Source organism: Streptomyces sp. NPDC038213 (assembly GCF_055600495.1).
Map to the genome: position 1 here is coordinate 77573 of NZ_JBVJYM010000007.1, position 22302 is coordinate 99874.

23 protein-coding genes and 1 pseudogene are annotated in these 22302 nt (G+C 76.0%); 11 read left to right on the plus strand and 13 right to left on the minus strand.

What is annotated here, in order from left to right; genetic code table 11:
- Positions 1-576: 576 nt before the first annotated feature.
- A complete protein-coding gene (locus ACZ7JZ_RS13725) occupies positions 577-1542 on the plus strand; it encodes an N-acetylglucosamine kinase (RefSeq protein ID WP_470937686.1) in 966 nt (321 codons plus the stop codon).
- Between the two features lie 200 nt (positions 1543-1742).
- Here the strand turns inward: ACZ7JZ_RS13725 and ACZ7JZ_RS13730 are convergent, their stop codons facing one another.
- Positions 1743-2711 (minus strand): aminoglycoside phosphotransferase family protein, encoded by a 969-nt coding sequence (locus tag ACZ7JZ_RS13730; protein ID WP_470937689.1) that lies wholly within the window; start codon positions 2709-2711, stop codon positions 1743-1745.
- A gap of 217 nt (positions 2712-2928) precedes the next feature.
- Here ACZ7JZ_RS13730 and ACZ7JZ_RS13735 point away from each other — a divergent pair, with 217 nt between their 5' ends.
- Positions 2929-3759 carry an alpha/beta fold hydrolase gene (locus tag ACZ7JZ_RS13735; protein WP_470937691.1) on the plus strand — a complete coding sequence of 277 codons (831 nt, stop codon included), beginning with the start codon at positions 2929-2931 and terminating at the stop codon, positions 3757-3759.
- Between the two features lie 24 nt (positions 3760-3783).
- On the opposite strand, the gene ACZ7JZ_RS13740 is transcribed toward ACZ7JZ_RS13735, so the two are convergent.
- Positions 3784-4191 carry a hypothetical protein gene (locus ACZ7JZ_RS13740; protein ID WP_470937694.1) on the minus strand — a complete coding sequence of 136 codons (408 nt, stop codon included), beginning with the start codon at positions 4189-4191 and terminating at the stop codon, positions 3784-3786.
- Positions 4192-4759: 568 nt separating this feature from the next.
- Between ACZ7JZ_RS13740 and ACZ7JZ_RS13745 the strand changes: the two are divergent.
- A pseudogene (locus ACZ7JZ_RS13745) lies at positions 4760-4996 on the plus strand (STAS domain-containing protein); the annotation flags it as partial.
- 199 nt (positions 4997-5195) lie between these two features.
- Positions 5196-5618: a hypothetical protein gene (locus tag ACZ7JZ_RS13750; RefSeq protein ID WP_470937697.1), complete on the plus strand. Its 423-nt coding sequence runs from the start codon at positions 5196-5198 to the stop codon at positions 5616-5618.
- 64 nt (positions 5619-5682) lie between these two features.
- On the opposite strand, the gene ACZ7JZ_RS13755 is transcribed toward ACZ7JZ_RS13750, so the two are convergent.
- The 3 genes from ACZ7JZ_RS13755 to ACZ7JZ_RS13765 all read right to left on the minus strand — a co-directional run bounded on the left by ACZ7JZ_RS13755 (position 5683) and on the right by ACZ7JZ_RS13765 (position 10358).
- On the minus strand, positions 5683-7863 hold the full coding sequence (locus ACZ7JZ_RS13755) for a S9 family peptidase (RefSeq protein WP_470937700.1): 2181 nt from the start codon (positions 7861-7863) through the stop codon (positions 5683-5685).
- Between the two features lie 335 nt (positions 7864-8198).
- A complete protein-coding gene (locus tag ACZ7JZ_RS13760) occupies positions 8199-9983 on the minus strand; it encodes an N-acetylglutaminylglutamine amidotransferase (protein WP_470937703.1) in 1785 nt (594 codons plus the stop codon).
- Positions 9984-10031: 48 nt separating this feature from the next.
- Positions 10032-10358 carry a hypothetical protein gene (locus tag ACZ7JZ_RS13765; RefSeq protein WP_470937706.1) on the minus strand — a complete coding sequence of 109 codons (327 nt, stop codon included), beginning with the start codon at positions 10356-10358 and terminating at the stop codon, positions 10032-10034.
- 179 nt (positions 10359-10537) lie between these two features.
- Between ACZ7JZ_RS13765 and ACZ7JZ_RS13770 the strand changes: the two genes are divergently transcribed.
- Positions 10538-11335, plus strand: coding sequence for a VOC family protein (locus ACZ7JZ_RS13770; RefSeq protein ID WP_470938086.1), 798 nt, complete (start codon positions 10538-10540; stop codon positions 11333-11335).
- A gap of 165 nt (positions 11336-11500) precedes the next feature.
- On the opposite strand, the gene ACZ7JZ_RS13775 is transcribed toward ACZ7JZ_RS13770, so the two are convergent.
- A complete protein-coding gene (locus ACZ7JZ_RS13775) occupies positions 11501-11875 on the minus strand; it encodes a hypothetical protein (RefSeq protein WP_470937709.1) in 375 nt (124 codons plus the stop codon).
- Positions 11872-12459, minus strand: a complete 588-nt coding sequence (locus ACZ7JZ_RS13780) for a TetR/AcrR family transcriptional regulator (protein WP_470937712.1) — start codon at positions 12457-12459, stop codon at positions 11872-11874. The genes ACZ7JZ_RS13775 and ACZ7JZ_RS13780 overlap by 4 nt, the downstream gene beginning before the upstream one ends.
- 115 nt (positions 12460-12574) lie before the next feature.
- On the opposite strand from ACZ7JZ_RS13780, the gene ACZ7JZ_RS13785 reads away from it, so the two are divergent.
- The 4 genes from ACZ7JZ_RS13785 to ACZ7JZ_RS13800 all read left to right on the plus strand — a co-directional run bounded on the left by ACZ7JZ_RS13785 (position 12575) and on the right by ACZ7JZ_RS13800 (position 15564).
- Complete coding sequence (locus ACZ7JZ_RS13785; RefSeq protein WP_470937715.1) at positions 12575-13078, plus strand: hypothetical protein; 504 nt, start codon at positions 12575-12577, stop codon at positions 13076-13078.
- Between the two features lie 610 nt (positions 13079-13688).
- On the plus strand, positions 13689-14786 hold the full coding sequence (locus ACZ7JZ_RS13790) for a MerR family transcriptional regulator (RefSeq protein ID WP_470938089.1): 1098 nt from the start codon (positions 13689-13691) through the stop codon (positions 14784-14786).
- Positions 14787-14953: 167 nt separating this feature from the next.
- Complete coding sequence (locus ACZ7JZ_RS13795; protein ID WP_470937718.1) at positions 14954-15289, plus strand: STAS domain-containing protein; 336 nt, start codon at positions 14954-14956, stop codon at positions 15287-15289.
- A gap of 104 nt (positions 15290-15393) precedes the next feature.
- Positions 15394-15564 (plus strand): hypothetical protein, encoded by a 171-nt coding sequence (locus tag ACZ7JZ_RS13800; RefSeq protein WP_470937721.1) that lies wholly within the window; start codon positions 15394-15396, stop codon positions 15562-15564.
- A 47-nt stretch (positions 15565-15611) separates the two neighbouring features.
- On the opposite strand, the gene ACZ7JZ_RS13805 is transcribed toward ACZ7JZ_RS13800, so the two are convergent.
- Entirely contained in the window at positions 15612-16238 is a 627-nt protein-coding gene (locus ACZ7JZ_RS13805; protein ID WP_470937724.1) for a hypothetical protein, read from the minus strand.
- Positions 16239-16507: 269 nt separating this feature from the next.
- Between ACZ7JZ_RS13805 and ACZ7JZ_RS13810 the strand changes: the two genes are divergently transcribed.
- A complete protein-coding gene (locus ACZ7JZ_RS13810) occupies positions 16508-17281 on the plus strand; it encodes a glycosyltransferase family 2 protein (RefSeq protein ID WP_470937727.1) in 774 nt (257 codons plus the stop codon).
- 97 nt (positions 17282-17378) lie between these two features.
- Here ACZ7JZ_RS13810 and ACZ7JZ_RS13815 read toward each other — a convergent pair whose 3' ends face one another.
- The 3 genes from ACZ7JZ_RS13815 to ACZ7JZ_RS13825 are packed head-to-tail and all read right to left on the minus strand — an operon-like array spanning position 17379 to position 19199.
- Positions 17379-17744, minus strand: coding sequence for a hypothetical protein (locus ACZ7JZ_RS13815; RefSeq protein WP_470937730.1), 366 nt, complete (start codon positions 17742-17744; stop codon positions 17379-17381).
- Positions 17741-18004 carry a hypothetical protein gene (locus ACZ7JZ_RS13820; protein ID WP_470937733.1) on the minus strand — a complete coding sequence of 88 codons (264 nt, stop codon included), beginning with the start codon at positions 18002-18004 and terminating at the stop codon, positions 17741-17743. The genes ACZ7JZ_RS13815 and ACZ7JZ_RS13820 overlap by 4 nt, the downstream gene beginning before the upstream one ends.
- Positions 18005-18017: 13 nt before the next feature.
- Positions 18018-19199 carry an amidase family protein gene (locus ACZ7JZ_RS13825; RefSeq protein WP_470937736.1) on the minus strand — a complete coding sequence of 394 codons (1182 nt, stop codon included), beginning with the start codon at positions 19197-19199 and terminating at the stop codon, positions 18018-18020.
- 247 nt (positions 19200-19446) lie between these two features.
- Here ACZ7JZ_RS13825 and ACZ7JZ_RS13830 point away from each other — a divergent pair, with 247 nt between their 5' ends.
- Entirely contained in the window at positions 19447-20415 is a 969-nt protein-coding gene (locus tag ACZ7JZ_RS13830) for a hypothetical protein (RefSeq protein WP_470937740.1), read from the plus strand.
- A gap of 59 nt (positions 20416-20474) precedes the next feature.
- On the opposite strand, the gene ACZ7JZ_RS13835 is transcribed toward ACZ7JZ_RS13830, so the two are convergent.
- Both ACZ7JZ_RS13835 and ACZ7JZ_RS13840 read right to left on the minus strand, forming a co-directional pair.
- Complete coding sequence (locus ACZ7JZ_RS13835) at positions 20475-20699, minus strand: hypothetical protein (RefSeq protein WP_470937742.1); 225 nt, start codon at positions 20697-20699, stop codon at positions 20475-20477.
- A gap of 286 nt (positions 20700-20985) precedes the next feature.
- Complete coding sequence (locus ACZ7JZ_RS13840; RefSeq protein WP_470937744.1) at positions 20986-22170, minus strand: CinY protein; 1185 nt, start codon at positions 22168-22170, stop codon at positions 20986-20988.
- Positions 22171-22302: the final 132 nt, after the last annotated feature.

Below are 22302 nucleotides of genomic sequence, written 5' to 3' on the forward strand. Positions count from 1 at the left end.
CGTGCGGGGTCGACCGGTTCGCTCGTCCGGTGCAGACCCGCCTGCCGCTGCTGCGCCGCGCGGTGGCGCCGCCGCGGCGGGGGCGGGGCGCGCGTCCACGGGGTGGGCCAGCGCCCACCTCATGCGGGCCGGGGTCCAGTAGGCCTCCACCACCGCCCTGGTGTGCTGCGCCGCCTGCGAGACCATCCCGTCCCCTTCGACCCGCACGGCAGGGGCGGGCGCGGCGGCGGCCGGGGCGCCGGAGGCCCCCACGCCAGCAGGACCCGGGGAAGGGGGGCATTCCGGCCGGGTACCGGCGGTGCGGTCGCGGGCGGTGGTGCGGGTGCGGCATCCGGCCGCCGGGCGCATCGGCCGCCCGCGGGCCGGCAGAAGCCGGGGGCGGGGACGCGGGGGCCTGGCCGGAGGGCGATGGCGCGCGGTCGGCGGCGGGGGCTCGGAGGGCCGGGCGCCGTGCCCCTCCTCGACTGCGGTGCGGTGCACCTACGATCTGGGTGACCGTCAGGCGGTGGCGGCCGGGCGCGCATTGGGCAGGGCAGGCAGGGCAGGCAGGTCAGATCAGGTCGGGGAGGGAGTGCGATGGGGCTCGTGCTGGGGATCGACGGCGGCGGTTCGCATCTGCGCGCGGCGCTCGCCGACGCGGACGCGGAGGGGGACGCCGGCGCGGACGGGCCGTACCTCGCCACGGCTTCGGCCGGGGCGGGCAACGCCCGTACGGTGCCCGAGGCGCTGCTCGCGGAGAGGCTGGCGCAGGTCCTCGGCGGCGTACTGGCCCCGGGGCGCGCCGGGAGCGTGGTCGCCGTAGTCGCCGGGTTCGCCGGGGCCGGGAACCCGGGGCGGCAGGGGGACAGCGGACGGGCGCTCGCCGGGCGGGCGCTGCACACCGCCCTGGCCCGGGTCGGCGTGGCGGGGGCCCGGGTCAGCGTCGTCGCCGACATCGAGATCGCGTTCGCTGGCGCGCCGGGCCTGCCGGCGGACGGGCTCGCGGTGATCGCCGGTACGGGGGCTGCGGCCGCCCGGATCGGCGGTCGTCGCCTGGCCGCGGCCTCCGACGGCTGCGGATGGCTCACCGGGGACGACGGCAGCGGCTTCTGGATCGCCCGCGAAGGCGTGCGCCGCGCCCTGCGGGCCCTGGACGGGCGGGGCCCGGCGACCCTGCTCACCGGTCGGCTGGCCGAGGTCTTCCAGGCACCGGCCGCCGACACCGCGTCCGTGCGCTACGCGCTCATCGACGGCGCCCGCGGCGAAGCCGAACCCGTCCGGCTGGCCCGGCACTGCACGCTGGTCGTGCAGGCGGCACGGGACGGCGACCCGGTGGCCGCCGGGATCCTGGACGAGGCGGCGGACCTGCTGGCCGAGAGCACGGCCGCGCTGCGCCCCGCGGCGGGCGAACCGCTGGTGACGGCGGGCGGACTGCTGGGCCCGCAGGGCCCCCTGCTGTCCCGCCTCGCCGCCCGCACGGCCGCGTGGGGCCTGGTGCCGCACCCGGTCCCGGACGGCCTCGGAGGCGCCGTCGCCCTGGCCCGCGCGGGGAGTCGGCCGTGAGGAGGGGAGGGTGCGGCGCGGGCCGGCGTGACTGCGACTGGACGCGGGTCGGGCTGGGCGTAGCGGGGGCCGGGTAGGGCGATGTCAGGGGCGTACGGTCCTGGCCTGCTGTACCGCTCCGGATGGGGCCGTACCGCCCCGGCCTGTACGCGTCGCAGCCCGCCGCCCGTAGCCGTAGCCTGTGGGCCCCGGTGGGCCGGTCACCGGCGGCGGCTGTGCAGTGCCTCCGCGAGGGTTACGGCTGCCGGGGCGAGGCGGGTTTCTCCGTCCTCCACGTCCCAGAGGGCGTTCTGCAGCAGCCGGCCCAGGGTCCAGCCGGTCGCGCGGGCACGGTCCAGGCCGAGGGTTTCGGTGAGCAGGTCGAAGCGGCGCCGCACGATGCGCGGGGCGTCGCCCTTCGCGACCACGTCGTCCCACCTGCTGTCCAGCGCGGGCCACAGGTCGAATCCGGGGTCGCCGGCCAGCGGCTCCGGGTCGATGGCGATCCACGGCTCGCGCCGGGCGGCGAGCACGTTGCCGTAGTGCAGGTCCCAGTGCAGCAGCCGGTCCCCGGGCTCGGGGGCCAGTTCGGCCACCGCTGCCGCCCAGCCCCGCAGCAGCCGGCGGTCGGCCGGTTCGGCCAGGTGCGCGACCGCCTGCGGGACCTGGTCCAGCATCTCGGCGGCGATGTCGCCGAGGCTGCGCAGGCCCACGGGAGCGGGGACCGCGACCAGCCGCGCGTGGAGGGCGGCGAGGATGCCGATCGCCGTGTCGTCGTCTTCGAGGGAGGCCAGCGTGCGGGTCGTGTCCAGGCGCTCCAGGAGCATGGTGCCGGTCGCGGGGTCGTGGTCGAGGAGGCGTACGGTTCCGCGGCCGTCCCAGGTGTGCAGGCCGATCAGTGCGGCCGCGGTCTCGGGCCGGGGCATCTGGAGCCTGAGCACCGCAGCCCCGCCCCCGGTACGGGCCGTCGCCGCCGCACCGGGGGCGGGGACCACAGGCAGGACGAGCGAGGCCTCCCCGGCCAGCGCCGGTCCGTCCCGCTCCAGCTCCCACCGCTCCAGCATCCCCGCCGCGAGCGCGGGCAGCCCGGCGAGCCAGGCCCTCCCGGCCTCGCCGAAGCCGGAGGCGTACGACTCCGCCAGCTGCCGCGGGACCTCGCCCGCCTCCAGGGTCCTGTTTCGTCCCTCCATCCCCATCCTCACTCTCACCCTTAGCTTTACGGTTTCTGTCCGGGTTCCGCCGCGATCCGCCGGGGCCACCCTGCCCCACCAGTGCGCCGGCCCGCCACGGGATACCGGTCCTCGCGGGGCGGCGGGCGGCGGGTTTCTGCACGCTCCTCGCCTTTGCGGCGCCGGCCGGTGACCATGGCCCGGTTGCCGGGTCGAGCGGGGGGACGGTGGGCTGAGGGTGGAATCGGTACGGGTGGGCGGCGTGCGGATCGCCTACGAGCGGAGCGGGGCCGGCAGGCCGGTGGTGTTCGTCGGCGGGACCGGGATGCCGCCGGTGGCGTGGGAGCTGTGCGGGCTGCGGGACGCGGTGGCGGGTGCGGGCTTCGAGGCGGTGTCGTACGCCGCGCGCGGAGTGGCTCCCTCCGACGGTCCGGCGGGCCCGTACTCGATCGAGCAGCTGGCCGGCGACCTCGCCGGGCTGCTGGACGCGCTGGGCCTGGCGCAGGCCGCCGTGGTGGGGTACTCGCTGGGGAGTTTCACCGCCGAGGCGCTGGCCCGTTCCCGCCCCGACCTGGTGCGCTCCCTGGTGCTGATGGGCGGGGCCGGGCCGGCGGGCGGGGTCGTGGACGCGGTGCTGGACGCGGAGGGCGAGCTGATCGCCGCCACTGGCGGACTGCCCGGCGCCTTCATGCGGCTGCAGACGCTGCTGACCAGCCTGCCGCCGGCCGTCCTGCTGGAGGACGAGGAGCAGGTGGGGCAGTGGCGGGAGCTGCTGACCGCGCAGGAGGAGGTGTGGGCCTCGCCCGAGGGGGCGGCGGGCCAGTCCGCTGCCTCGGCGGCGTGGATCCGGGATCCGCACCGGATGGACGCGCTCGCCGGGATCGGCGTACCCGCCCTGGTCCTGGCCTTCGAGTACGACCTGTACTTCCCGCCGCGCGCCGGCCGGGAGGCGGCCGGGCGGCTGCCCCGGGGCGAGTTCGCCGTGGTGCCCGGCGCCGCACACGGCGGGGTCCTCACCCATCCCGGCCCCACGGCGCAGGCGGTGCTCGGCTTCCTGGCCCGCACCTGAGGTCCGGCTCCTGTCACTGCCCCGTCAGGGCATGGTGTCGGGGTCGCAGCTGGCCCGGCGCAGGCCGATGGTGCGCAGGGCGCGCATGAGCGTGTCGGCGTCGTCGGCCCGGACGACGTGGACGGCGCCGTCCACGGCGAAGCGGCCGAGGCCGTCGAGGGCCGCGTGGTTGCGGGCGCGCAGGACCACGGCGCCGGGCGGGTCGAGGGCGCGTACGCCGTGGAAGACGCGGAGGGCGCCGGGGTCCCCGCCGAGGCCGCCGGCCAGGGTCAGGACGGTGATGTCGGGGAGCAGGACCCGGGCGTGGGCCAGGGCGAGTTCGGGGGTGTGGGCGTGGGAGATCACCTGGAAGTGGGTGTTGCGCTGGATCCGGGACCTCAGCCGCTCCAGCTCCTCGCCTTCCGCCACACCGGCCACGAGTACGGTCATCACGCCCCCATCCTCCGTCCGCGGCCGGGAGCGTGTCGACCGGGGAGCCGGGGCAGCGGGCCCGGCGGCCGGTCCCCGTGCGGCCCGGTGCGCGGCCGGTGTCCCATCCCGGTAGCGATGTCTGATCCCGGTACCGCTGGGCAGACGCAGGGCAGCGAAGAGCTTGGAGACCTGCAACGACCTTGAAGACCTTCGTGTGGGGCTGCGCCCGGTGGCTTCCCCTTTGCCTTTGGCCACCGGCGCAGCCGAGGCGGGGCTGCCAGCGGGCCGGCAGCCCCGCCTCCTTGCGGGCGGTCCGTTTCGCATACCGGGGCCGAAGGACTGAAGGGCCGGATCGGGGGTAGGTGCCGAGCAGCCGTTGGTGTGACCCGCGCCGTCGCATCCCCCCTCTGAGCGTGGCGGGGTGTTTCGGGTACGGACCTCCTCGATCGCGCGGCCCCGGTAGTGACCGCGCACTTCCTTCCCGTTCGCGGAAGGGGAGGGCTCCGTGCCTAGCCGGGAGTGCGCCGTGGCCCTCCGCGATTTCCACACCCCCCGTATCCGTCTGTTCCCGCAGGGATCCCCGTCCGTGGTGGTCGAACGGCTCCCGGGGCCGGGCGGCGCCGTCGTCCTGCGGCTGCACGGCGACTTCGACCGCGACTGCGCCCGCATCCTCCAGGAGGCCCTGGACAGTGCGGGCGGGCACCGGGTCGTCGTGGACGTGTCCGAGGTGGGCTTCGCCGATTCCGCTTTCCTGCACGTCCTGCTCGACGCCCGCCACAGGGTGCTCCTGGCCGGTCCGCTGCCGCGGCAGCTGGCCAGGCTGCTGGAGCTGACCGGTACGGCGGGACTGTTCACCCGGACGCCGGACGGGCCGCCGGGCGCCGGGCGGAACGGGCGCGACCGCACTCCGTCCGAGCGCGGGCGCGGGCGCCGACTCGGGCGCCTCGGCCGACTCAGTCGACACGGGCCCCTCAGTCGACAGGGCTGCCTCCGTCGCCTCGGCCGATTCCGTCGGCCCCGGCGCGATGAGCGCGCAGCTGGCGCTGCTGGCCGGGCAGGACGAGGGCCTGGTGCGGCGCGCGACGTGGCGGCTGGGACCGCACGACGAGCGCCTGGCCTGCCGGGCCGCGGAGGGACTGGCCGCAGCAGTCGGGCCGGCCGGGTCGGTGCAGGGCCTGCGGCCGATCGAGCGGCTGGCCCGCCTGCGGGAGGCCCTGGCGGTCCTCGCCCTGGCGACGGCCCGGACACACGGGCACCTGGCCTGGTTCCTGGCCGGGGCCAGCACTGCCCTGGCGCCGGTACTGCGCTGGCGGGCCCTTGCCGCCGATCCCGGCGACCCCTTCTCCTCCGGCACGGTCCGGCCCTCGGACGCGGACCTGGCCGATGCCGAGCGGGCGGTCCGGCTCCTGCACGCGGCCCTCACCCGGATCCTCGCCCTCCGCGGTTGAGCGGGGCTGCTCCGGCCCGCGGGGCCGGTCGCAGGCTGCGGAGAGGGTGCGGCCTTCCCGCCGTTCAGGAGCCGGGAGGCCCCGGCGGTACGTCGCCGAGGTGCCGTTCGAGCCAGTCGGCGGCGGTCCGCCGGCAGAGCCGCCGGTTGTCGGCCCGCTGGAACTCGTGGCCCTCGTTGCGCAGGGTCAGGAGCCTGGCGGGTACGCCCCGCTCGCGGGCCGCGCGCACGAACTGCTCGGACTCGGTCGGCGGGACGTTCGTGTCGTACTCCCCGTGCACGGCCAGGACGGGCGCCCGCAGCCGGTCGATGCGGCTCATCGGGGACAGGGCCCGCAGCAGGTCCCGGTCGCGTTCGGGATGGCCGTACTTGGCGGCTGCCGACTGCGCGATCCACGGCTCGGTGCCGGCGAAGAAGGTGGTCAGGTCGGACATGCCGCACACGGCGACGCCGGTGCGGAAGAGGTGGGGGTGCCGGACCAGCGAGGCCATCGTGAGGTAGCCGCCGTACGAGCGGCCCATGACGCCCAGCCGCAGCGGGTCGGCGTCCCCGCGGGCCACCAGGTGGGCGGCGCAGTCGGCCACGTCGTCGATGGCCGCGAACCGGCCCGCCCCGAGGTCGGCGTCCACGAAGGAGCGCCCCCAGCCGGAGGAGCCGCGCACGTCGGGGGCGAAGACGCTGATTCCGCGCCCGAGGATCTCGTGGTAGAGCGGGTTGAAGACCGGCCGCTCCTGCTCCTCGGGGCCGCCGTGGAGGTGGATCACGCACGGGGCCGGGCGGCCGGGGTCGCGGCCGGGGGCGTCGTAGTACCAGCCCCCCAGGAGCAGTCCGTCCCGCGCCCGGCAGCGCAGGGGCACCGGGCGGACCGGCGGCCGGCCGGGCGGGGCCGCCTCCGCGTCGCCGGCCGACCACGGGGTGCGGACCGGGGCGGGGCCGCCGGTCAGGTCCCAGATGCCGGGCCTGCGGCGGGAGCCGGCCAGGGCGGCGAAGAGTCCGCCCCGGCCGACGGGGGAGATCCGGGTGACCACCTCGTGCGGGAGCGGGAGGGGGCGGGGGTGGGGCGGGATGTGGCCCACGTCCGTACCTGGAGGGGAGGGCGGGTCGGGAGGGGCTTCCTCCTCGGACCCGGGCAGGTCGAGGCTCTCCAGTTCGCTCGCGCCGTGCGTGTTCCAGGCCAGCAGGGCCCAGCGGCCGTGGTCGGGAAGGCTCAGCAGGTCGAGGGGGCTCCCCTCGCGCTCGGCGGCCGTGGACAGCCCGACCAGGGCCCCCCGGTCGTCGAGGCGGGCGCGCAGGAGGGCGGCGAACTCGCGGTCCGCGTCGCTGCGCAGCCACAGGGTGCGGGAGTCGGGTGAGAGGCGGCCGATCCACGGGTCGCCGTCCGCGGCCGGCAGGCGGCAGGTGATCCGGTCCGGGGAGGCGTCCGGCAGGGAGGTGTCCAGCAGGAGCGCCTCGCGGCGCCCGCGCGGGCCGCGCCGCAGCAGGGCGAAGCGGCCCTCCGCGCCGATGTCGCAGACGCGCAGGGAGGCGGCCCCGTTCTCGCTGTAGAGGAGTACGGGCGCCCGGGTGCCGTCGGGGTCGAGGAGGTACGCGGTCAGGGCGCCGGGCGGGCCCGGCCTGGACTGCCCGTCTCCGGGGTCCGTCGGGGGCGGTCCGGCCCGGTCGGCGCCTGCGGGCAGGGCCCGGGGCAGGTGGCCCGTACCGCCGTGTGCGGAGGGGTCGGGGGAGGGGCCCGCCACGGTGACCGCGAGGAGGGTGCCGTCGCGGGTCCAGCAGCCCAGGTGGGCGGAGGCGCCCCGGTCGGCTCCGGCGAGCACCCGGCGGCCGGTGCCGTCGGGGCGGACGGCCAGGACCCGGGTGTGCTCGCCGCCGCCGGGCGCCGTGGTGTACGCGATCCAGCGGCCGTCGGGCGACCAGGAGACCTCGGTGACCGGATCCGCGCCGGCGTCCAGGACGTGCGCCCCGCCGTCCCCTGCGGGCCCGCTCCACAGCTGCGGAACGCCGGCGCGGTCGCAGATGTAGGCGACCCGCTCGCCGGTGGGGTCGGCCGAGGGGTACCAGCAGCCGTGGGCGGTGAGCACCGTCGGCGGGTCCGGGGGCGCGGCCCCGCCCACGTGCAGCGGGAGCGGGGCCGGGGAGGCCGGGGCGGGGGTGGTCGGGAGGGCGCGGGCGGGGCGGCCCGGCTGCGCCGCCGGGGCGGGCTCGGCGGGTGCGGCGGGCGGGTGGTGTGCGGGGCGGTCCAGGGGCATTCCGGCCTCTCAGTGTGGTGGGGGGCGGGGTGCGCGGAGAGGGGTCTTTCGCGGCTCCTGCCCTCGGATGACGGCAGGATCCCCCGCCGGTCCAGTGTCGATCCGTCTCACCGGGCGGTCCAGGCCGCCGGTCGCGGCCTGAGCCGGGATGGCCGGTTCTGGGGCGGCCGGTATGAGGACTGCCGGAACTGGGGCGGCCGAGCCGGGATGGCCGGAGCCGGGCGAGCGGAACCAGGACCGCCGGAACCAGGACCACCGCGCCCGGGACCGCCGCACCCGGGCCGGCCCCCGGCCGCGCGGACCTCGGGCCCATCGGCCGGCACCGGCCGCCCCGCTCACCTGATGCCGTGGGCCTGGAGCCACAGTTCCAGTGTGGCGACCTGCCAGAGGGTGCTGGCCCCGCGTCTCGCGCGGTGGCCTGCGGGATCCGCGAGGAGTCCGGCCACGGCCGCCTGGTCGAAGAGGCCGCGGCGGCGGGCCTCCGGGGAGGTGAGCGCCTCGCGCACCCGGGCGAGCACCGGACCGGCCAGGTGCCGGACGGCCGGTACCGGGAAGTACCCCTTGGGCCGGTCGACCACCTCGCGGGGGAGCACCCGGCGGCCGATGCCCTTGAGGACCCCCTTGCCGCCGTCCGCCAGTTTCAGCCCCGGCGGGCAGGCCGCGGCCAGTTCGACGAGCTCGTGGTCGAGGAAGGGCACGCGCGCCTCCAGGCCCCAGGCCATCGTCATGTTGTCGACCCGCTTGACCGGGTCGTCGGCCATCAGCGCGTGGACGTCCAGGCGCAGCGCCGCGTCGAGCGAGGTCCGGGCGCCCGGGGCCGCCATGTGGGTGTGCACGAACTCCCCGGAGGCGTCGCGGGAGGGGGTCACGTCGGGGTGCAGGAGGGTGCCGACATCGTGGTGGCTGCGGTCGAAGTAGGCGTCGGCGTACGCCTCGGGGGCCGCGGCGCGCGGCGCTTCGGCGATGCCGGGGTACCAGTGGTACCCCGCGAACACCTCGTCCGCGCCCTGCCCGCAGAGCACCACCGAGACCTCCTTGGCCACCTGCTCGGACAGCAGGTGGAAGGCGACGGCGTCGTGGCTGACCATCGGCTCGCTCATGCAGCCGATGGCCCCCTCCAGCGCGGCGGGCAGCCGGTCGGTGGGGATCATGAACTGGTGGTGGTCGGTGGCGAACCGCCGGGCCACCAGGTCGGAGTAGTGGAACTCGTTGCCCTCCTCGCCGCTCTCCGCGTCGAAGCCCATCGCGTACGTCTGGAGGCCCTCGTACCCCTCCTCGGCCAGCAGGGCGGTGATGAGGCTGGAGTCGAGACCCCCGGAGAGCAGGACGCCCACCGGCACGTCGGCGACCGTGCGGCGGCGCACGGCCGTGCGGAGCGCGTCGCCCAGGGCCTCCTGCCACAGCACCGGGTCCTCGCCGAGCTCGGGGCGGCTGCGGTCGTAGGTCGGCTGCCAGTAGCAGTGGTCGCTCTCCGTGCCGTCGGGCTCGACCACCCGTACGGTTGCCTGCGGCAGTTTGCGGACCCCGGCCAGGACGGTGCGGGGGGCCGCGACCGTGCCGTGCCAGCTGAGGTACTGGTGGAGGGCCACCGGGTCGAACGAGGTGTCGATGCCGCCGCCGGCCAGCAGGGCGGGCAGCGAGGAGGCGAAGCGGAGGCGGTCGCCGTCGCGGGCGAGGTAGAGCGGCTTGATCCCGAGCCGGTCGCGGCCCAGCACCACGCGCCCGGTACGGTGCTCCGCCACCGCGAACGCGAACATCCCCGCGAGCTGCTCCACGCAGGCCGCGCCCCACTGCGCGTACGCCTTCAGGAACACCTCGGTGTCGGACTCCGAGAAGAAGCGGTGCCCGTGGCCCTCCAGGCGGCGGCGCAGCTCCCGGTAGTTGTACACGCAGCCGTTGAACACGCAGGTGAGGCCCGTGTGCGGGTCCGTCATCGGCTGGGCGCCGCTCTCCGACAGGTCGATGATCTTCAGTCTGCGGTGCCCCAGCGCCACCGCGCCCTGCGACCACAGCCCCCTGCCGTCGGGCCCGCGGTCCGCCATCCGGTCGGTCATCCGCTCGACGGCGGCCAGGTCGGGCCGCCGCCCGTCGAAACGTATCTCCCCGCTCACGCCGCACATGTCACACCATCCTTGGTCATGACCGGCGTCTGCCCACCGAGGGGCTCCTCAAGCGGACGGAGTGTCACCGTCGAGTGCGTCGAGCCCCTCCCGCCAGCGGGTTTCCCGCGCCGCCGCGCTCATGTCCCACCAGGGGGTGCCGCGTTCGCCGAGGGCGACCTTCGCAGCGTGGACGCGCCGCCTTGCCGCGCGCTCGGCCACCGGGTCGCCGGACCTCCGGGCCGCGGCGACGGCCCGCCGGGCGTCCATGAGGTGCGCCCGGAGCCGCGCACCGGCGGTCTCCGGGACGGCGGGGTCGGTGGCCCGCCACCGGCGGCCGTTGATGACGACGTACCGTCCGTCGGGCGTGAGGGGCGGCCCCTGCTGGTGCTCCACGCACCGCGTATGCCCGGCGGCGGCGCCCGGCGAACCGGGGCCGGGCGCGGCGGGCGCGGGCCGGGGCGGTGCCGACCGGTCGCAGGGGTCACCCGTACGGCCCGATTCCGTGGGCCGGGCCCGGGTAGGGGACGGCCCGTCCCACTCCCGAAAGCGTCCCGGAGGCACCCGTGCCCGACATGAGCGGCCCCTACAAGCCCGGTACCCCCTGCTGGATCGACCTGATGGTCCCCGACCAGCAGGCGGCCCTCGACTTCTACTGCGACCTGTTCGGCTGGCAGGGCGAGGTGGGCCCGGCGGAGCAGGGCGGGTACTCCGTCTGCACCCTCAAGGGCAGGCCGGTCGCCGGGATCATGAAGGCGATGAACCCGGACGGCACGGTCCCGGACCCGCTGCCGCCGACCGTCTGGACGACATACCTGTCGACGGACGCCATCGACCCCACCCTCAAGTCCGTCACGGACGCGGGCGGTTCGGTCATGGTGCCCGCCATGGACGTCATGGACCTCGGCCGGATGGCCGTCGTCGCCGACCCGGCCGGCGCCGTCTTCGGCCTGTGGCAGCCCGGCACCTTCGACGGCGCGGGCATCGTCAACGAGCACGGCGCGTTGATCTGGAACGAGCTCGTCACGCCCGACCTGCCCGGCGCGTCGGCGTTCTACTCGTCCGTCCTGCCGGTGACGACGGCGCACTCCGAGATGGAGGGCGCCGGGAACTACGTCGAGTTCCAGGTCGCCGGGCGGGCGGTGGGCGGGATGATGGACATGGCCAACATGCCGCCGGGCGTCCCGCCGCACTGGCAGCCGTACTTCCACGTGGACAGCGTGGACGAGGTCCAGGCGGCCGCCGTCCGGGCCGGGGCCACCGTCCTGGCCCCCGCCTTCGACATGGTCGCGGGCCGCATGGCGGTCCTGGCCGACCCCCAGGGCGCGGCGTTCTCGATCATCACGTCCACGGTGCAGGAGGACCCCTCCTGAGGGATCCGGTCCCTCGCGGGCCGCCGGCCGTCCGGAGGGGTCAACACCCTCTACGGCGGCCGCGGCCTGTACCTCGCCGTCGTGATCGAGTTGATGACCGCCCCGTACGGCACCACCTCCGGCCGCAACTGAGCAGTGCGTCCGCCCACCCGTACCGGGGGCGCCTCACCCAGCGCCGGCGAAGGTGCACAGGGAGACCGGCAACAGGAGCGTCCACTGCGGGAGTTGGAGGAGCGGGCGCGGCCAGCCCGCAGTGAGGGTGACGGCGAGGAAGACCGCGGTGTAGGCGAGGTACTGGGCGCCGATGAAGAGGGCGAGTGCCGTACTGGGCGCGTGCGTCCAGGCCAGGAACAGCAGGGCGGCGGAGCTGAGCAGCAGGTCGGCGGTGACCAGGTGCCAGACGACGTGGAGGGTGCGGCGGGGTTCGTCGGGCAGGGAGCCGGCCAGCAGGGGGCGGACGATGCTGCGGCCGCCTGCCGTGGCGTGGACGGCCGTCGTCGCCGCGGCGAGGGCGCCGGCCGCCAGGAACCAGCCGTTCACCGGGCCTCGATTCCCTTGCTCATCGTGGTCGCGATGCGGGCGGCCAGGTCCGGGTCCGGCTGCTCGCCCATGATGCCGAGGTGGAAGAAGACGGCTCCTGCCAGGGTGTCCAGCACCAGCTCGACGGGTACGTCCGCGACCGTCTCGCCGCGCTGCGCGGCGCGGTCGAAGACGGTCACGAGCCGTTCCCTGGCGGGGGCGAGGAACCGGGCCCGGATCGTGGAGCGCAGCTCGGGTACGGCGGCGAAGTCGGCGAGCAGCCCGGGCAGGGCCGCCGCGGCGGCGGGCGCCGAGAACTCCTCCACCAGCGAGCGGACGAGGGCGGTCAAGTCCCCTTGCAGGGTGCCCGTATCGGGGAGCGCGGCGGAGTCGGAGGCGGTGAACACCGCCTCGTAGACCAGCTCCGGCTTTCCGGACCACCGCCGGTAGACGGTGTCCTTGCCGACCCCCGCACGTGCGGCGACGGCTCCGATGGACAGTGCGGCGTAGCCGCCTTCGAGGAGGAGCTGGGTGACGGCTGCGACGATCGCGGCACTGGAGCGCGCATCCCGGGGCCGGCCCCGCCCGGCAGGAGAGGTATCCATGGCCCCTGTTTACCATACGGGTCGACCCGTATGGAATAAAGGGGCGGGGTGCTGCGGCAATGCCGCCACCGGGTGTGCGAGCCTCGTGTTCCCGGACGCCGAACGAGAAGACCTGATGACGCCCACCTGCGACGAGGCCCTCCAGCAGCTCGACCACCTGGCGCACGCGCGGGCGTTCGGTATGGACGCCGGGTCCGACCGGCTGATCCGCGCGGGGCTGGACGCCCTGCTCGCCGGTGTCGAGAGCCCCTCCCTCGCCCAGCTGGCCGGTCTCCTGCGGAGCGAGGAGCCGCAGGCGCCCGAACTCTTCGACCGGGTGCTGGAGGAGCTGGGGCTGTTCTTCCGGCCGCCCGCCGACCCCCGGGCGGCGGACTGGGCGGCGGCCCGCTGGGTCGCCGGCCGGATCGTCGACGGCTCGATGGACCCCGCCGCCGGCACCCACCTCATCGCGGTGGAGATCGCCGACGCCCTCGGCCGCCCCGCGGAGCTGGAGCCCTTCGTCCGCGTGCTGTTCGACCTCGACGGGTGGGACGAGGGGCGGGGGGCCTCCGTCGAGGAGCTCAACCGGGAGGCGGTGGACGTGGCGGCGCGGTTCCTCGCCGGGCGCGGCGGGGGCTGAGCTGCGGGACTCCGGTCCGGCAGGTGGGGTGCGGCCGGGGTTGCCGGTTCGGGCTCGGCCTCCGCCGGGTGTACTGACGCAACAGCGGGTTCGGGGGAGCCCGTCACGAGGGAAGTCTCCGCGCTGCCGCGCGTTCCGGCGCCCGTCCGCCGGGGCCTCGTGCCGTGCGGTCGGGGCGGGCCGGTCCGCCGCGCCGCCGCAGGGGCGCCCCCTGCCCGGCGGAACTCCTCGGCGCCTCCGCCGCCGTCCTCGGCGTACCGGCATCCGTACCGGCGGCCGTCACCGGCCTCCCCGCGCCCGCCGACCAGCGCGCACCCGCCTCCGAGACCCGCGCCACGGCCGCCCTGATCTGGGAGGTCCGCCACCTGCCCCGCGGACCAGGAGCACGAGCTCGCCCGGTACGCACACGACCTGGCCGCCGCCTGACCCCACCCCAGCGACCGGAGCGACCGAAGCGACCGGCCACCGGGCACGGCGGCGGGGGAGTACACCGCCCCGCCCGTTGACGCCGCCACCCCGTCCGCAGGGGCAACCCGCCCTGCCCCGCTCTCCCCCTTGACCCTCACGCGGCGTGAGGCCCGATAGTCGTGCCGTGGAAGACCACTGGACCGTGGGACGCGTCGCCGAGCTCGCCGGCGTGAGCGTCCGCACGCTGCACCACTACGACGCGATCGGGCTCGTACGGCCCTCCGCGCGCACCGAAGCCGGCTACCGGTCCTACGCGGCCGGCGACGTGGAGCGACTGCGCGAGGTGCTCGCCTACCGGAGGCTCGGCTTCGGACTGGGCGAGGTCGCCGAACTGGTCGGCGACCCGTCCGTGGACGCGGTCGCGCACCTGCACCGCCTGCGCGGTCTGCTCCTGGACCGGCGCGCACGGGCCGACGCCATGGTGGCGGCCATCGACAGGGAACTCGAAACACGGGCGAAGGGGCTGAGGGTGACACCGGAAGAACAGCTGGACGTACTCGGAGCACGCCTGTACGACGCGATCGGCGGCGTTTACACCGCGACCCGGCGCACCGACCCGCGGTTCGCCGCCCAGATCTGGAACGCCCTCGGCGACGCGCGGACCGTCCTGAACGTCGGGGCCGGCACCGGCTCCTACGAACCGGCCGACCGCCGTGTCACCGCCGTCGAGCCGTCGGCGGTCATGCGGGGGCGGCGGCCGGCCGGGGCGGCCCCGTGTGTGGCGGCCGCCGCGGAGAGCCTGCCCTTCGCGGACGGCTCCTTCGACGCCGCGATGGCCGTCTCCACCGTGCACCACTGGGGCGACCCGCTCGCCGGTCTGCACGAGCTGCGCCGCGTCGCCCGCCGCGTGGTGGTCCTGACCTTCGACACCGACGAGCCGGACTGGCAGGACCGGTTCTGGCTCACCCGCGACTACCTGCCCGAGTTCGCCGCCGTCCTCGAAGGGTTCCCCCCGCTGGCGGCGATGGCCGGGGTGCTCGGCGCCCGTACCGAACCGGTCCCCGTCCCCTGGGACTGCGCCGACGGCCTGTTCGAGGCCTACTGGCGCCGGCCCGAGGCCTACCTCGAAGACCGCGTGCGCCGCGCGGTGTCGGTGTGGACGAAGGCCGGCCCGCAGGCCGAAGCCCGTGCGGTAGGCGCCCTGCGCACCGACCTCGCCTCCGGCCGCTGGTCCGCACGCAACGGTCACCTCGCCACCCTCCCCGCGGCAGACCTCGGCCTCCGCCTCCTCGTCGCCTGAACGGAGCGCGGGCCCGCGGGACCGCCGTTCGTTTCGTTCTGCGGCTGTATCGCGCCTCCTCGTTCGTTCGCGGTGCTGCGGGGAGCGGTGGGGCAGGGCACGGTCGTACCACCAGAACGAAACGAACGGCGGGCGATCTTGTGGAGGATCCGTTGACGGCCACAGGCTTGAGCGCCAGTCCCCGCCCGGGACCGCCGGGCGTGTACGTGCTGGCCCTCGCCGGCCACGCCGACCTGGACACCGCTCCCGTCCTTTCCCGCGCGCTGGACGAGGCCCTCACGGGCTCGCCCGTGCCCGGATCGCTGGTGGTGGACTGCGCCGGCCTGGTCTTCTGCTCCTCCTCCGGTCTGAACGAGCTCCTGTACGCCCGTCGGCGGGCGGTGGACGCCGGCATCGCCTTCCGGCTGGCCGCGCCCACCCGCCAGGTCGTCCGGCTGCTCCAGATCACGGGCACGGACACCGTCTTCGACGTCCTCCCCGGAGCCCCCGTCCCCGGGCGCTGAGGACCGGATCCGGACCCCATCAGCGGTGCATGCAGGCCGAGTTGGGTGTGTGCCGCGCCGATTCGGGGGCATGCGCGGAAGCAGCCAACGAAAGGAGCCCGTCCATGCTCGGCATAGTTGCAGCGGTGCTGTTCTTCGTCGCCTTCTTCATCAACGCGGCGGACATCGCCACCAACGACACGTTCACCTCGACCAACATCATGCTGCTGGGGCTGACCGCCCTCGCCCTCCACGTGGGAGGCGCCGTTTCCGGCCTGGCCTCGCGCCGCCGCTGATCCGCGGCGGGGCCGAGGCCGGACCGGGACCGGGTCCGGCGGAGGCCTCAGGCCCCGCCGGTACCGTCCGAGGGCGGGAGCCGTCCCCCGTACGAGGCCGCCAGCGCCCGCGCCACGGCGGCCGCGTCCGCGTCGGCTATGTCCGCCGGGTACTCCGGCAGGAGGTCGTCCCAGACCGGCAGCCACGACCCGTACAGCTGGGTCTGCCCCTCCGGGCGGGCGAAGAACCACACGTGCAGGTGCGCCGAGCCGTCCCCGATCCGGTAGACGTGGGCGCGGCTGACGTGGGGCAGCGCCTGCACGTGGCGCACTATGTGCGCCGTCAGCACGCCCAGCTCGCCGGCCAGCTCGTCGGGCAGGTCGGCCATGTCGTAGTGGTCGCGGGGGAACAGCATCAGGACCAGCGGCACGCCGACGCCCGGTATCCGGGCGAGCCGCCACCGCTCGTCGCACCAGATCCCCTCGTCGCGGGCGCGGCACTCGCCGCAGTCCGCCGGGTCCTCGCCGTGCCGCGGCGCCTCGGGCACCACGGGCGGGCGGAGGACGGACACGCGCAGCCCGTCCGCCTCGAAGGGACTGACGTCCCAGCCGGTCATGCGCGCCAGCGGAAGCCGCAGCTCGTCGTCCGCGGCCGCCCGCGCGTGCTCGTAGAACTCTTCAGGTCGCAAGGCCATGATCACAGGCTAGCCGCGCCCGCCGCAGGGCCCCTGTGCCCTGTGGACAAGCCCACTGCACGGGGGCCGGCCGAGGGCGGCTGAAGAGGCGTACACGGATGCGCAGGCCGCCGCACCGCCCCAGAGAGGCGGCCCGCCACCCCCTGCGAACCGGCCTCCCCGGACGATCCGGCCCGGAGGCCGCGCCGCCGGGACGACCTCGGTGCGCGCGGCCGGCGCAAGCGGTGCTTGAATGGACCGTCGTACCTGATTCTGCAAGGAGAACCGCTGTGCCCCTGGTGTCTGTCGTGATGCCCGTCTACAACTCGGCAGCCACCCTCGGCGCAGCCGTCCGGTCCGTGCTCACGCAGACCCACACCGACCTGGAACTCCTCATCACCGACGACCAGTCGACCGACGCCTCGATGGACCTGCTGCGCGAGTTCGCCGCGCAGGACGAGCGCGTCCTGGTGCAGACGGCACCCGAGCAGGGCGGCGCGGGCCGGGCCCGCAACCTGGCCATCGAGCGGGCCCGCGGCGACTACGTCGCCTTCCTCGACAGCGACGACATGTGGCTGCCGGAGAAGACCGAGAAGCAGCTCGCCTTCGCCGCGGCCGGCACGGCGCCCCTGACGTTCACCTCGTACTACAAGATGGACGCCGAGCACACCGGTGAGAGCACCGAGTGGGTGCCCAACGGCCGGGTGATCAAGGCGCGCGAGCACGTGGACTACCGCGCGATGCTGGTCCGCGACTACATCGGCGCCCTCACCGCCATGTACGACCGCAACGCGCTCGGCACCCGCCTCATGCCGGAGATGCGCAAGCGCCAGGACTACGCCCTGTGGCTGTCGATCATGCGGGACGGCGCCGACGCCCGCGGCCTGATGGAGCCGCTGGCGGTGTACCGCGCGCACCAGGCCGGATCCCTCTCCTCCAACAAGCTCTCCCTCGTCCAGTACAACTGGGACCTGTACCGCGAGCACGAGCACCTCTCGGTCCCCCGCGCGACGAAGGCCCTGGCCGGCGCCGTGTGGCAGTCCCTGCGCAACTCCCGCATCTGACGCCCCGCCGGGAGCGGCGTCCGCCGCCTCCGCCCGACCGGCGGAGAGAGTTGGGGACAGCGGCGGCGGCACTCGGCCCGGTCCGCTCCGGAGGGGCTCAGCCCGTCCAGGTCCTGAGGCGGGCGGCGACCTCCCGTACGGGAAGGCCGTCGCGGGCGGCGCGGGCCAGGGGGAGGACGGTGTCCAGGCCGGGGCGTACCGGCTGGCCGCACGCGGACAGGTAGGCCGCGGTGACGGTGGCGGCGAACAGCAGGTTCCTGGCCTCCAGGGCGGGGTTCCTCGCCAGCTCGCACAGCAGCGCCGCCGCCTTGTGGTGGGGCTCGGGGTAGACCTCGTGGTCGAGGATCTCCGCCCGGTGGCGGGCCTCCGCCGCGACCGGGACCCCGTAGTCGACGACCTGGGGGTCCCCCGGGATCTGCTGGGCCACGGCCAGGATCCAGGCGAGGTCGATGCGGAGGTTCACGCCGCGTTCCTCGGCGCGCTCTGCGCCGGGCCGTCCGGGAGGCCGGGGTACCGGTCCTCGCCCACCTCCGCCTCGAACGCGTCCGCGTACCCGGCCAGGAAGGCCGAGGCACCGGCCATGAACGCCGCGCGGGACTGGTTCACATCGGCCTCGATCAGGTCGGCCACGTACCCCTGCAAGCTGAGTCCGCGACGCTTGGCCCGCTCCTCGGCGGCCGCTTTGACGGCTTCGTCCAGTCGGATGTTCGTCTGCTTTCCCATACCGGCACTGTAGCTAGCCGGCGGTACCAGGGCATAGCAATCGGGCGAAGGTCTCCGCCGCGGCGAGCAGCGGGGCGTCGGCGCCGTGCCGGGTGATCAGTTGCAGGCCCACGGGTTCTCCGGCCGGTGTGCGGCCCGCCGGGAGGGTGATCGCGGGGTGGCCCGAGAGGTTGAACGCCCAGGTCAGCGCCACGCTCATACGGGTTCCGGGGCCCTCGTGGCCGTGGGGCGCGTGGGGCGTGGTGGGGGTGGCGAGGAGGTCGGATGCGTGGAAGGCCTCGTCCAGGGACCGGGCGTTGTACCGGATCAGGGCTTCGGTGTCAGAGTCCGCGGTCCCGGCGCGCAGGGCGGTCCAGGCGGGGGCCGGGTCGCGGAGCGCCGGCGGGTGGTCGACGAGGGTGCACAGGCCCGCGCGGGCGATGCGGTCGAGGGCGCGCCGCGCGGTGGCGGCGACCGCCGGGTCGGTGTCGGCGTAGCCGAGCGTGGAGGTCCAGGCCACGCGCGGGGAAGGGGATGGGGAGGGAGAGCCGGGGGAGGTGAGGGGGGCGGCGGGGGCGACGGCCCTGAGGTAGGCCGCGGCGTCGGACACGGTGCGCGTGAGCACCCCGGGGCTGTTGAGGCCGGCGCGGTCGCGGGCGGGCAGCAGGCCGTTCGTGGGCTTGAAGCCGACCACGGCGCACCAGGCGGCCGGGATCCGGACCGATCCCGCCCCGTCGGAGCCGGTGGCCAGCGGTACGATCCCCGCCGCGACCGCCGCCGCGGCACCGGCCGAGGAGCCGCCGGGCGACCAGGCCGGGTCCAGCGGGTTGAGCGTGGGTCCCCGGTCCGTCATTCCGTACGTCTGCCAGGCGGCGCCGCCCCGCGGTACGGACGTCGCTCCCACGGGCACGCACCCCGCCTCGGCCAGGCGCCGGTTCTGCACGGAGCCGGCGCCCTCCCGGCCCTTGACGGCGAAGGGGACCCCGGCCAGGGGCAGGTGCACCCCGCGGGCCACGGCCGCGTCGACCTCCGCCGCCCGCGCCCGGGCCTCGTCCGCCCACCAGGCGGTGAAGGCGCGCAGTCCGGCATCGCGCCCGGCACCGAGGGTGAGGGCGGATTCGACCATCGCGAGGGCCGTGACCTGCCGGCCGTTCACGAGCGCGGCGATGTCGACGGCGGACAGCCCGAGGTGGGGGTGGGCGTCGGAGCGGGGCACGCGGGTCTCCTCTTCCGGGCGGGGCCGGGGGTGCGCAGGGCAGCGCGTCAGTGTGCGGGCGCCACCGCCCCTCGGGAGTGCCCGCTCCGAGTGTGCCGGGTGCCTGCGGCCGATCCGTCGGCGGGGCGGGCAGGGGGGCGGGAGAGGGAGGGGGCATCGGGCCGGCCGGGTGACCTGGGCGGGCATTCGGTGCAGGGGCGGGCCGCACGGCCGGGCCCGTTCGCCGCGGGCGGCGCACAGTGGGGTCGTGGACGTCGACGGGATCGCCGAGGAGCTGTACGGGCTCAAGCCCGCGGCCTTCACCGCTGCCAGGGACGCGTACGCCGCCGAGGCGCGCAAGGCCAAGGACCCTGCGGCGGCGAAGGCGATCGCCGCGCTGCGCCGGCCCACGATCGCGGTGTGGGCCGCGAACCTGCTGGCCCGGCGGCAGCCGGCGGACGCCGCACGGTTCCTCGCACTGGGGGAGCGGCTGCGGGAGGCCCACCGGACGCTCGATGCCGGGCAGCTGCGCGCGGCGAGCGGCCAGCAGCACCAGCTCGTCACCGCGCTCGCCCGTGCGGCCGCCGCCCTGGCCCGCGAGGCCGGCCAGCCGGTCAGCGACACCGTCCGCTACGAGGTCGAGCAGGTCCTCCACGGGGTGCTCGCCCATCCGGACGCCGCCGCACAGTGGGCGAAGGGCCGCCTGGCCAGGGCCCCCGAGGCCGCGGTCGGCTTCACCGACCTCACCCCCGGGACGGCCGTCCCCGCCCGTCCGGCCCCGGCCGAAGCGCCGCCTGCGCAGGACAAGCCGTCCCGGCCGCAGCACGGGCGCAAGCGGCAAGGGCTGCATCGGAAGGAGGCGGACGCGGACGCGGAGGCCGAGGCGGCGGAGGCGGTGGAGGCCAAGGCGGAGGAGGAGCGGAGGCTGAGGGCAGCCGAGCAGGCGCGTACGGAGGCGCGGGAGGCCGGTGCCGCGCTCGCCCGGTGCGAGGAGGCCCTCGGGGAGGCCCGCGAGGCCCGGCGCGCTGCGCAGACGGGAGCCGGGGAGACGGCGGCGCGGGTACGGCGGCTGGAAGACGAGCTGGCGTCGGCCCGTAGGGAAGCGCAGGCGGCGGAGGAGGCTGCTGCCGTGGCGGGGGCGGGGGTGGTGGCCGCAGAGGCCGCGGTCCGCGGAGCTCGCGGGAGGGCCGAGCGGGCCCGGCGAGCGGTACGGCGCTCCGACCGCGGGCAGCGCTGAGACCAGGGGCCCCCGGGCCTGCGGCCCCCCTCGGCGCCTCCGCCGGGGAGTGCGCGCCGCTACGGGGGCGACTCCGCCCAGCTCTCGGGACCGGTCCCCCGCCAGTCCACCAGGGCGGGATCGGTGAGGTCGAAGGAGTCCGGGTCCTCCATCCCGGCCCCGCGGAGGAACTCGGTGATGTCGGAGACCCGGTACGCGGTGCCGAGGACCGTCCCGTCGTAGCGGACCTTGCGCCAGCCGTTTTCGTCGGGCGGGTAGACGACCAGCCGGGGAGGAGCATTCATGCCCCCACCCTCGGCGAGCCGGCCCCCGGGCGCACGGCGGACGGGCCGCCCGGGTACCCCCCCTGCCGAGGGGCGGGGACTGCCGGCGGACGTCACCGCCGGGGCCAGGGGCGACTGCGAGGCCTACCCCGGCCTCCTCGTCCGGGAGGTGGGAACCGCCCGGGCCGTCATGAGGGCCCTCGCGGACGTGCACGGTCCCGAGTACGTCCGGCTCGTCGTGTGGTTCGACGGCCGGGGCGTCACCGGGTATCCCGGGTGGGACTGCTGCTGTCGGCCGCCACCGGTACTAACGGCAGTTGCGCACCGGGTCGTCCTGGGTCATCGCGCACGCCATCCGCTGGCCGCGGACGGTGCCGTAGCGGGTGGTGAGGGAGGTGCGGAAGCCCTCCCACTGGGCGCGGGTGTCGGCGATGGCCGCCTGGACGGCGGCGCTGAAGTTGCCGGCGATCCGGCCGCGGTCGGTGGTGGGGGAGGTGGCCTCGCCGGTGAGGGCGTCGATGGTTCCGTTGTCCTTGTTGAGGACGCTGTGCGTGATGCGCTTGCCGCAGCCCCACGGGTTGAGGCTGAAGCAGCCTGTCGTCAGCTCGGCGGGGATGTCGGAGGGCGTGGGGGCGGCGGCCGCCATGCGCAGGAAGGGGGCGGGGCCGCTACGGGCCAGGCCCGGCGGGTTCTCCACTCCGACGGCCCGTGCGGTGTCCGCCCGGTCCGCCCAGTTGCTGTGCGAGTAGAAGTCCTCGGTGCCGTGCAGGGCCCGCCCGAACCCCTCGATGGCGTTGCACTTGCCGCGGCCCGCCACGCCGAGCACGAAGGTGCAGTCCGAGGAGAGGTCGGTGGCGGCGGCGCTGACGGAGCCGGAGCCGTCCACGAGGCCGTCGGCGCCCGCCAGCCCACGCTCGAACTCGCCCTTCAGGTGCGCGATGCACGCGAGCAGCGCGGAGGTGGCCTGGGAGCGGGTGCGCGGGTAGCCGGGTGCGTTGAGGTAGTCGGCGCCGTCGCAGTGCGCGGCGGCGGTGAGCACCTGGTCCACGTCGGGGGCTCCGATGGCCCCCATCGTGCCCTTCGCGCCCGCGAGCTGGCGGATGGAGTCCGGCTGGAAGCACGTACCGGTCGGGCCGGGGGTCGTGCCCGGCGCGCAGGCGAGGGCGGCGCGGGTGATCCGCTCGTGCTCGGCGCTCTGCCCGAAGGCGTTGATGGTGCCGAAGTACTGGATCGGCGGCGGCTTCTTGGGGCCGGGCTTCCTGGCGCCGGGCTTCACGAGCCCCGGCTTCTGCGGGCCGGGCTTCTGCAGGCCGGGCCTCTGCAGGCCCGGCTTCTTCCCCGTGGCCGTCGCCGCGGCGGCGGACTTGGCGGTCGTACCCGGCTGCGCGGCGGCACCGGCAGGTCCGGCCGGCCCCAGCAGCAGGGCGCCGGCCGCGGCGGTGGCCGTGAGCGTCGAGAGCACTGGCCTGCTCCGACGGTGTGTCATCGTCATGATGGGTTCCCCTTGTTGAAACCCGCGCCTCCCTCGGGCGGCGGGCCGGACAAATATAGCTACCCGCGGGTAATGTCCGGGCCGCATCCGGCCCGGGGGCCGATGAGGGCGCCGCAAGGGCGGGATTCAGCC